This is a genomic window from Gluconacetobacter entanii, assembly GCF_003206495.1.
Classification (GTDB): Bacteria; Pseudomonadota; Alphaproteobacteria; order Acetobacterales; family Acetobacteraceae; genus Novacetimonas; species Novacetimonas entanii.
In genome coordinates, this window is sequence record NZ_NKUF01000020.1 from 44,116 (window position 1) to 54,442 (window position 10,327).

The 10,327-nt window shown below is 59.6% G+C and carries 8 protein-coding genes; 1 reads left to right on the plus strand and 7 read right to left on the minus strand.

What is annotated here, in order from left to right; all coding sequences use genetic code 11:
* Positions 1-15: 15 nt before the first annotated feature.
* Positions 16-1,659: an NAD-dependent malic enzyme gene (locus tag CFR72_RS10115; protein ID WP_110913826.1), complete on the plus strand. Its 1,644-nt coding sequence runs from the start codon at positions 16-18 to the stop codon at positions 1,657-1,659.
* Positions 1,660-1,778: 119 nt separating this feature from the next.
* On the opposite strand, the gene CFR72_RS10120 is transcribed toward CFR72_RS10115, so the two are convergent.
* The 7 genes from CFR72_RS10120 to CFR72_RS10150 all read right to left on the minus strand — a co-directional run.
* Positions 1,779-2,117, minus strand: coding sequence for a YnfA family protein (locus tag CFR72_RS10120; protein ID WP_408869968.1), 339 nt, complete (start codon positions 2,115-2,117; stop codon positions 1,779-1,781).
* A gap of 176 nt (positions 2,118-2,293) precedes the next feature.
* Positions 2,294-3,274, minus strand: a complete 981-nt coding sequence (locus CFR72_RS10125) for a glycoside hydrolase family 113 (protein ID WP_208630010.1) — start codon at positions 3,272-3,274, stop codon at positions 2,294-2,296.
* The gene (locus CFR72_RS10130) at positions 3,271-4,731 is read right to left on the minus strand and encodes a hypothetical protein (RefSeq protein ID WP_110913827.1); all 1,461 of its coding nucleotides are present in this window, start codon (positions 4,729-4,731) and stop codon (positions 3,271-3,273) included. Before CFR72_RS10130 ends, CFR72_RS10125 begins: the two co-directional genes overlap by 4 nt.
* On the minus strand, positions 4,728-6,596 hold the full coding sequence (locus tag CFR72_RS10135) for a glycosyltransferase family 2 protein (RefSeq protein WP_110913828.1): 1,869 nt from the start codon (positions 6,594-6,596) through the stop codon (positions 4,728-4,730). The genes CFR72_RS10130 and CFR72_RS10135 overlap by 4 nt, the downstream gene beginning before the upstream one ends.
* A gap of 14 nt (positions 6,597-6,610) precedes the next feature.
* The gene (locus CFR72_RS10140) at positions 6,611-7,501 is read right to left on the minus strand and encodes a hypothetical protein (protein ID WP_110913829.1); all 891 of its coding nucleotides are present in this window, start codon (positions 7,499-7,501) and stop codon (positions 6,611-6,613) included.
* A complete protein-coding gene (locus CFR72_RS10145) occupies positions 7,491-9,422 on the minus strand; it encodes a hypothetical protein (RefSeq protein WP_110913830.1) in 1,932 nt (643 codons plus the stop codon). The genes CFR72_RS10140 and CFR72_RS10145 overlap by 11 nt, the downstream gene beginning before the upstream one ends.
* Before the next feature lie 136 nt (positions 9,423-9,558).
* A partial coding sequence (locus tag CFR72_RS10150) for a cupin domain-containing protein (RefSeq protein WP_146220705.1) occupies positions 9,559-10,327 on the minus strand: 769 nt, incomplete at its 5' end.

Genomic DNA, 10,327 nt, shown 5'->3' on the forward strand with positions numbered 1-10,327 from the left:
CGGAGACCGCACACGATGACCCATCCCACGTCCCGTTCCATTCCCCGGGGGGCGGCGCTGCTGAACGACCCCGCCGCCAACAAGGGAACCGCCTTCAGCGCGGAGGAACGACGGGCGCTGGACCTCGAAGGGCTGCTGCCACCGCAGATCGAGACGCTGGAACGTCAGGCGGAGCGCGTGTTCCGTCACCTCGACGCCAAGCCGAACGACCTTGAGCGCTATATCTACCTCTCCGGCCTTGGCGACCGGAACGAGACCCTGTTCTACAAGGTCATCATGTCCGACCCGGCGCGGTTCGTGCCCATCGTCTATGCGCCCACGCTCGGCGCAGTGTGCAAGGCGTTCAGCCACCTGTACCGCCGCCCACGCGGCATGTATATCAGCCTGGAGCACAAGGGCCGCATCGCCTCCGTCCTGCGCAACTGGCCCGAACGCAATGTCCGCTTCATCTGCGTGACCACCGGCGGGCGCATCCTTGGCCTTGGCGATATCGGGGCCAACGGGATGGGCATCCCGATCGGCAAGCTGCAACTCTATACCGCCTGCGGGGCGGTGCCGCCGCACACGACGCTGCCGATCCAGCTTGATATCGGCACGACCAACGCGGCGCTGCGGGCGGACCCGCTCTATCTCGGGCTGCGGCGTGAACCGCCGGAGCAGGAGGAACTCGACGCGTTCGTGGAGGAATTCGTCGAGGCGGTGCAGGAGGTCTTTCCCCCCTGCTGCATCCATTTCGAGGACTGGAAGGGCACCGACGCGATCCGCTACCTCGCGCAATATCGCGACCGGGTGCTGTGCTATAATGACGACATCCATGGCACGGCGGCCGTGACCCTTGCGGGGCTGACCACGGCGCTGCAGATCATCGACGCGCCATTGTCAGAGCAGAAGATCGTGTTTTTCGGGGCCGGTTCCTCCGGACTGGGCATCGCGGACCTGCTGGTGCGCGCCATGCAGCGCGAGGGCCTGTCCGAAGACGCCGCCCGTGCGCGGATCACCATGATGGATAAGGATGGATTGCTGGTCGCCTCGCGCAGCGACCTGTCGGAACAGCAGCGGCCCTATGCCCGCGATGAGGCACCCTCGACCGACCTGCTCGACGTGATCGACCGGGTGCGGCCGTCCATCCTGATCGGGGTATCTACCGCTGGTGGCACCTTCACGCAGGCGGTGGTGGAGCGCATGAGTGCGATCAACACCCGTCCCATCATCTTCGCCCTGTCGATTCCCCATGCCGAATGTACGGCGGAACAGGCCTACACATGGTCAGGGGGACAGGCACTGTATGCCGCCGGCATCCAGTATCCGGTGGTCCAGATGGGCGAGAGGACGTTCCATCCGGGACAGGCCAACAATTTCTACATCTTCCCGGGCCTCGGCCTTGCCACCTACGCCACCTGCCCGCGCCACATCACCGACGACATCATCATCGAGGCCGCGCATGCGCTGGCGGATCAGGTGGACCTTGCGACGCGGGCACGCGGACGCCTGTTCCCGCCACAGGACCAGATCGTGGAGGTGGAGATCACCTCGGCATGCCGGCTTGCGGAATATATCTTCGACCATGACATGGCCCATGTCGAACGCCCCGACGACATCCGCAAATGGATCGAGGGCATGATCTATACGCCCGCCTATAAACCGATCGCGCTGGACTGATGGTGGTGCGGGGAATGGGTTTTTAAGAGATAAACGTTTTTGGGTGCCGCCTTTTTCCAAAAAGGCGGCGTCTTTCGAAGCTTTTTGGAAAAAGCTTCACAAAAAACTTCTTTCACATTTCAGGCGTTGCGGGGGTGGAACAGGATGATCCCGGCCCCGACAAGGCAGATCGCAGCCCCCAGGATCTCCCAGCGTGTCGGGGTATATCCCTCCACCACGCGCATCCATGTCAGCGATGCCAGGATGTAGATCCCGCCATACGCCGCATAGGCCTGTCCCGCCGTATCGGTATCAATGCGCGTCAGCAGCCACGCAAAGACCACCAGAGACGCCATGCCGGGGATCAGGCAGGCCATGGACCGGCCCTGCCGCAGCCACGCCCAGAAGGCAAAACATCCACCGATTTCACAGAACCCGGCCACCATGTAAATGGCAAGGGACAGGATGTACTGGTTCACGGGCGACGTATCCTCTCCTGATATCCGAACCTGTCATGGACCATATCCACCGGGGAATTACCATCCCCACGGAATCGACAGGCAGGACGCAGGACCTGCCACACGCAACATGCCCGGAATCAAAAAAGCAGTTCCGGGTGAAGCTTCCATCAATGCGCAGTTTTCACAAAATCCTTTCAGAACCGGAATGCCGGTCGCGACAGGACACTGCTCGCCGGTTTGTTCTGCACGGTAAAGTCGGAATTGTCAGTGCCACCATCATGCGGGTCGGTATACCAGCACCAGATTGAAATGCCGGTGACGCCATGTGCGGTAAGGGTATCGCGCCATTCGGTCAGGACCGTTTTCTGGATGGCGAGGTCAACAGGAACCTTAAGCTGTTCCGGGCTCATCCACGGGCGTTGCAGGATCCCCTGTCCGGAACGCAGGCCAAGTTCGGCGACCCAGACCGGGCGTTTCCATTTTTCCCCAAGGTTCTGCAAACGGCGCGCATTATCGGTCATAACACCGATACGATCCTTCTGCGCGTCCGGCAGGGCGGTGTACAGGCTGGTGGCAACCGCATCGAAAAGATCCCAGTGCTGGAATTTCTCGGCCTGCTCCAAGCTGTCCGTGTCATATATGACCTGACCGGCATAATGGGCGCGGATGGCACTGACCAGAGCGGGCCACTGCGACGCCGTTTCCACGCCACGCAGTTCGGTTCCCGCAAAAACGGCAGGCACGTTTTCTTCGCGGGCGATATCGATCAGCGGCATGATCGCCTTCTGGTAATTGGCGAACCATTCATCCATATGTGCCGGCGCAACCTCTCCGGCCCAGTGCCACGGAATCCACAGATGGATTTTCAGCATGGGCGTCAGGCCGGCCGCGCGGATGTCACGCAGGCCCTTCCTGATCGTTTCCGGCTGGCTGTCATTGCCCAGTATGGGCGTGACAGATTCCGGCTTGTCCTGCCATGCAAAGGCGACCAGCATCCCCATGCGGGCCCCCGTCTGGGCAAGCTGCTTCATCGACGCCTGGGCTGCGGGTGATCCCCACGGCGCATTTGCCGACATCTTGATATTGACGCCTGTCCAGTACGATGGCGTGCGGATAAAGAAGAACACAGCCAGCGCCAGTACCAACGCGATAAGAACAATGCGGAAAATTTTCATGGATGGGTCGCCTGCGTCCATATCCTGTAGGGGCCACGCTCGTAAGCCAGCTTGTATCCCGGCATGCCCAGGGCCCATATCGTCGGTTTGAGGGCATTGAGACGATCAATCTCGCCCTGATCGGTATCCGGGCGCATCGTCAGCACTTCATGCGATACAAAGCGGATGTCGGTCGCATGATCCGCAATGCCATTAGGCATGACCAGGTTATCATCGCGACCGGTCAGGGCGATGATGCGGTAATCTGTCGTCGGGTCAACGGTAATCGCATCGGGATGTTGTGCAATCCATTTCGCAATGGCTTCCTCATCCGCATGTCCCGTGATTTTCGTCCCCGTCACGGCCTGCATCCAGCCATTGGGCAATGCCGCGCCGGGAATGGAAAGCAGCATCCAGCCAAAGGCGACGGAGGCAACCTGAACCCCGAGGGTCGTCATCCGATGGGCCGGCGCGGTCTGCCGGGCGATCATGACAAGCGGCCCCGTAAGGTACGGCAGGTAATCAAGCACGTGATACGGCACGCCACCAAGTGCCGCGATGACGGGAGCCGTGAAGATCGTCAGCAGGACGACAGCAAACGCACGCCTTTCCGCGACGGTGCCAAAAGGACGCGTCAGGACAAGGACAGGGAAGAATGCGACGACCGCGATCATGAAGACCGGCACGATATCAAGGCGATCGGCCAGCCCCGTCGCACTGAGGACACGATCCCACGGGAAATCCTGTCCATGTCCGGCATCCAGCGGGGTTATGAAAGGCGAAAACCTGCTGATCCCGGCCCAGTTGAGATAGCATACGGAAAGCGCCGTCATGGCGATCGGGGTATATGTCACCAGATAATAGGCCACGGGCTGCTGCACGGTCTGCAGGCGCGGCTTGGTCAGGATGATCCATGGGATCATGGCGATGCACATGATGATCGCCGTGGGGTCCGTCATGATGAAGAGCGCGGCCGCAAGTCCGAATTTGAGGTACGAACCGGGGTCCTGCCGTTCCGCAACCTGCGTCAGGTTGCTGCACAGCCACGCAAAGATCAGCACGCCAAGCGCATGCCCACCCGAAGCGGTCGCAACCCATAATACAATCGGGTTCAGCGCGATCGCGGCAGCAAACAGGGCCGTCCAGAGCAGCGGGGGCCGACGCGCCGACATGGTCTCCGCCGGGGTTGCCGCCAGCCATATGAGTCCTGCCGTTGACACGACGGCCATCAGGACCGGGACGATCTCGTGCTGTTGGCCGAACGCCCATGCCACGACATCATAGATAACCGTGGGGAGGTCATAAGGGATGCTCCCCAGAATCAGGTCGGCATGGGCATCACCACCGGACCGCACGATATGGTCGGACACTTCACGCAACACCAGGTCGCTGAGATACCCGTCGTGCAGGAGCATGAAAGCCACCGCGCCAAAAAGCACGACCGACCAGAAGAACAAGACAAGCCGCGCCGCCTTCATGTGGTGATGTCCTTGAGTTCCGCCGCCGTATGCTTGCTCAGGCCGTGCTGGGTCTTTTCCCAGTAGAAAGGCTTGGTAATCAACTGGATGAGCCCCTTGTAGGCCGCGATGGACTGTAGCACCCAGTACAGCGGCACCGTCAGGGCATAGAACGCCAGATGCTGGTACTGCCGCTTGAACGAACACAGGACATAAGTATAGATCAGGAAGCCATTGCCAAGCAGCAGGTTGATGACATTCATCGCCACGACGGCCTTGGGAAAGATGTCGATCCCCAGTTTCAGGTTGAAAATCGTGAACAGCACGAACGGCACGCAGAATACCGGCCCGAGCAGCGCCGTCATGAACGTGCCGCCAATGAAGAACTGGAACCCCCAGAACCCAGTGGCCCCCGTCTTGCGATAGAACTGGATGGGATGGCGCATATGCACGAGGTAGGTCTGCATATATCCCTTCAGCCAGCGTGAACGCTGGCGGATCCAGTTGGGAATGCTGACGTTCGCTTCCTCGTAGGTTGTGGAATTGACGACGGCGACCTTCCATCCACGCTGCGTAATACGCACCCCGAGATCGGCATCTTCGGTGACGTTATAAGGATCCCACGCACGTAGCGAACGCAGCGCGTCCATGCGGAAATGATTGGACGTCCCGCCAAGCGGGATCGGAATACGCAGGAATTCCAGCGCCGGAAGATAAAAATCAAACCAGGACGTGTATTCGAGGGTGAACATCCGGGTCAGCCAGTTTTCAGTGGCGTTGTAGTAATTCAGGCGCGCCTGGATGCAGACCGTGGTTTTGGGAAGTTTACGGAAGGCAACCAGAACCTTTTCAAGCTGTGTCGCTTCGGGCTTGTCCTCGGCATCGTAGATGGTCAGGAATTCACCCTTGGCGAAACGGATCGCATAATTGCAGGCCTTGGGCTTGGTGCGTGGCTGCGAGGGCGGGACGGCAATGATTTCGAAAGTCGATTCAAGCGCCAGCTTTTTCGCGGCCTCGATGGTTTCGATATCATCCTCCTCAAGCACGAGTTTTACATCAAGCTTCGACTGCGGATAGCTGAGGTTGCGGATCGCGTTGACAAGGATGGGGAGGACATCCGGTTCCTTGTACATCGGCACAAGGATCGTATAGATCGGGTATTCCTCATGCCGCAGGCTGCCGACTTCGCTTTCCTCCACCTTGACGTCCACATCACGCCGGCTTGCAACGCAGGCCAGGAGGAATTTGAGGATGAAACTGGAAAAGAAGATAACAGCCGCAACGACATTGACCGCAATCAGGGTTGCTTCGGGCCGCAGGCACAGGCTCGTAAAAAATCCTGCCGCCACCAGATAGAAAAAGACGATCTGGCGTACCGTAAAGACATTCTGTCCTGAATGTTCGGGCGACAGGCGTGACAGGGCATGCAGCGCATCACCGGACAGCGTTGACTGTCCAAGGCGCTGGAGAAGCCAGATGACGTCAAAACGACCGGTACCGACAAAGGTGGTATCGGCGCCATATCTGGCGGTCAGGTCATGGATGAGCGCATCCGTAGGATCGGCAAGGGCAAATGTGATTCCACCCTTCTCGTTACGCCGCCACGGAAGAAAGGAATGGCTGCTGTATTCATCGATCATTGTCGTGTCAAACAGCGCAGGATCAGGGTTATCCGTCATGAGATTGACGAAATCCAGATCGAAATACCGTGCAAGCGCCTTGTAGAATTCAAAAGGCTGCATCCACCGCTTCGACAGGATGATGTCGCCAAGGCGGGATTTCCAGCCATTCTGGAGCGACAGGGCTTCATCAACCTGTTCCGTAGTGAGATAGCCCTGTTCGACCAGGAACTGGCCAAACAGGAGTTTATCCGTGGAAAGCGCCATGATTCCTGGTCCTCTCAGGGTGCCAAGTGGCCGGAGGAGCCGCCGAAGGGAATCCATATGCCGACAAAGGGACCACCACCAGCACCCGTGTTGCGACCGGCAAGGTCACGCTCGTAACCGGCCTGAAGGCTGACGGGACCAAGCTTCTTCAGGAGGGAGAAACGCATTTTCGTCAGGTCGAAATTGGTACTGCTGATCGGGTTTCCGTAATTGAACATCTCCCCGTTATCCATTGTCTGGATGTGGCTGAATTCTTCCATGATCGTGAACCCGGCGCCGATATTCGTGCCATGTGTCACGTCAAAGCGAAGTTCATGCGCGCCACGTCCCGTACGAAACTTCAGCCCACCGCTGATATCGACATACGACCACATGTTAAACAGCTTGTAAGGGCGACCAATGCTGTGACGGATTTCGACAGAGGCGCCGCCCGTACCCAGGGGTTCCTTGACGTCGTGAACCCGGTAGGTCGGGATACCGATCAGGATCTGTGATGACCCGACCCATGGCTTTCCCAGGAAACCCAGCGGGCGCATTTTGTAACGCGCCCCAAGTTCCTGATCGCCAAAGCCGAAATTTTCCTGCCTGCCGTACGTATTGTGGTACCCGACCTGGTTCAGCCAGAAATTGCCAAGCAATGTCAGCTTGTTCGTCAGGCCGTACTCGGCATAGACGTTCGTCTGGTTCGTATAGCTCTGGCCATGATCGGGAAACCGGAACAGGTTGTGGTTGCTGGCGAACCCGTCATTTGCGCTCCACCTGTCATCCTGGATGATGAAGATCCCATGCCCCTTGGCCTGTGTCCAGGCAGAGGCATGGGCTGCCCCTGTCCCGAACATGGTTACGCAGCAGGCAACGGCAGCAAACGCTATCGCAATGGCAAGGCGTGAGAGGTCACGAATCATTTTGGCCGGACTGCCGTGGCTTGATTTTGTCGATGATGGCCAGAAAAATGAGCGTCAGTGCAAAGAGGCCCGCGCCAATGATCCACAGCCGGAGATTCTGGACACGATCAAGCCATGTCTGGCTGTCCGGATAGGCGATGGGCGGCGTGGTCTCATGGGCGGCGGCGGCGGCCACACGCGTATCAAGTGCCGTGACCTGCCCATGGCTGTCCATGAAAACGACATCCCCCGCGACCGTATCAAAGCCCAGCGGACGGATGGGCAACATGTCGGTCGCCGCCGTCTTGATCCACAGGCCCCGGCTGGTGCCGTTGCGCAGGATGGCGGCAAGTTCGATATCCGGCAGCGGCGGCGCATCGAGCAGGACGGTGCCATTGCTTTCGACAATGCGCAGCCGGCCGTGATCAAATGCGACAGGCGCACTGAAGCCGGTCGGAACGTTCGGGCGCAGCCAGATGAAGGGCTGCCCGTCCGTCGGCATGCTGGCGTCGGCATGGATCACCAGATTGTACGGATTGAGGTGCAGCGTGTTCACCAGACCCGCAAGCGTCGCCATCCACACATCGGGATGGACCAGCGCGTCCGCAGGCACATAGACCGGCGTCGCGGGGCCAAAGGTACGGCCGATGGCATCAAGCGTATCGGCCGGGAGGCTGACCGGACTGGTCGTGATCGTCGAGGATGGCAGGATCTGCGCGAAGGACGGTGTCAGCGTATTCTGGCTGCCGGCGGAATCCTGGCGCAGCAGGTCCAGCCGCATGCTGTCCGCCGCCGCGTGGCCGGTTTCCACCAGCGGCAGGTCAACGCTGACGGGGCCGCCATGTTCGGGCAGGGCCGCGACATTGCGCAATTCGCCGTTGTCAAAGACATGCAGCAGCAGCGGATTGCCCGGTACACTCGGCGGTACGATCATGTTGAGGTGAATATGGCTCGGCGCCTGCTGACGCATCATATCCAGCGGCAGCGTGAACGACCACGATGCGCGGCTAGACAGCGGCACCGCATCCTGTGTCGCACCCAGCTGTGACAGGGGGATCACACGCCCGACAGGCGGCCCCTTGCGTCCGGGCGCGCTGCTGTCAGCGTAGGAATCCCCCACCAGAAGATCGGTCCAGGGACTGAACAGAAGCGCCTGCGGGCCGCCCGTCCCAACCACGAGATGGGCCGGCATGCCCGCCGCCGCTGGCACAAGGCGCATGCCATGCGACTTTGTCGCACTGGCCTCATTATTGCCATTATCGCCGATGATAATGTCTGCAGGCGCCGGGGAAACGCCATCACCGGAAACCCAGTCGATACGACGCCCCTGCGCCTGCAGATAGGTGGATACCGCCAGAACTGCCTGGAATTCCTGCGGGGTCTTTATTGCACCTGCAAGACGGACACGCACCGTCGGGCCAAGCATGGTGAGGAAACCGCGGATGGAGCGCGCGCCACGATCTGCATCATCGAAGACAAACCCGCTGTCGGGAAGAATACGTACGTATCCGTGCCCATGGACACCGCTGCTGTGAACTCCACCCCTATCGGTAAAGACCGGCGTGACCCGAACCGCAAGGTAACGGCTTTCGAGATCGCGTGCCGTCAGGGGGATATTGACGATACGGTCGGTGTTCGCGTCCGACAGATCCCCGATCGGCACCTGCATGCGCGGCTGCCCTTCAATGAAGACCTGAAGGAACGAATCCTGCCCAAGGCCGGCCGCCACATCGAGGTGGAGCCGGATATGCGCATTTGCCAGCGCCATGTCCGCCGGTACACGCATGTAGAAGGAAGCAGGACTTCCACCATCAAGCAGCGAAAGTCCGTCCGTCATCCCCTGCTGGCCAAGTGTACTGACCGTTTCCGCACGGACCGTACCAGCAGAGATGGCGCAGAACAGGGTGCAGGCAAGCAGGTACTTACCGTAATCGGATTTCATAAGGGTATCTCACGTCTTTTGCAAAATGTCGGACACGCGCAGGCAGGAGGGAACAGACCCCGGCAGGAACCAGTGACCTGATCCCCGCCAGTCATCCGCAGGGGCAGATCGTATGCGATGCGCCACGTGAAGATTTCTAGGACCGCGCATAAATATCTTCGATCCGGACGATATCGTCTTCGCCAAGATAGGGCCCGGACTGTACTTCAATAAGAGTCAGGGGAATTTTCCCCGGATTTTCAAGGCGATGCACGGTGCCGAGGGGGAGATAGACACTCTCGTTTTCACGCACCATGATCCGTTCCTCATCACGCGTCACGATCGCCGTGCCTTCGACAACCACCCAGTGTTCCGAACGGTGGAAATGTTTCTGCAGCGACAGTTTCTGTCCCGGATCGACATGAATGCGCTTCACCTGGAAACGGTCACCCTCGATCAGGCTTTCGTAGAAACCCCACGGACGATACATGCGGACGTGATTGGTGGCCTCGGGCCGACCGGCGGCCGTCAGGCGCGCGACCATCGCCTTGATATCCTGCGCCCGGTCACGATGGGACACCATGACGGCATCGCGCGTGACAACGACAATCAGGTCCTCGACCCCCGTGACGGTTGCGACGATCCCGTCGGAACGGACGTAACAGTTCTTGGCACGATCAAGGAAAACATTCCCGAACGTGGCATTTCCCTCTGCGTCCTTGGGCGTGATTTCCCACAACGCATCCCAACTGCCGATATCCGACCAGCCGAAGGTGGAGGGCACGACCGCTGCAACCTTCGTACGTTCCGCAACCGCATAGTCGATGGAGATGGGGTGGTTGCCGTCCTCCCCGCACGGCATCGCAATGTGCCAGAATGGTCGTTGGAAGAAACGACTGCGCGAAAGGACGGCAGATGAAGGATAC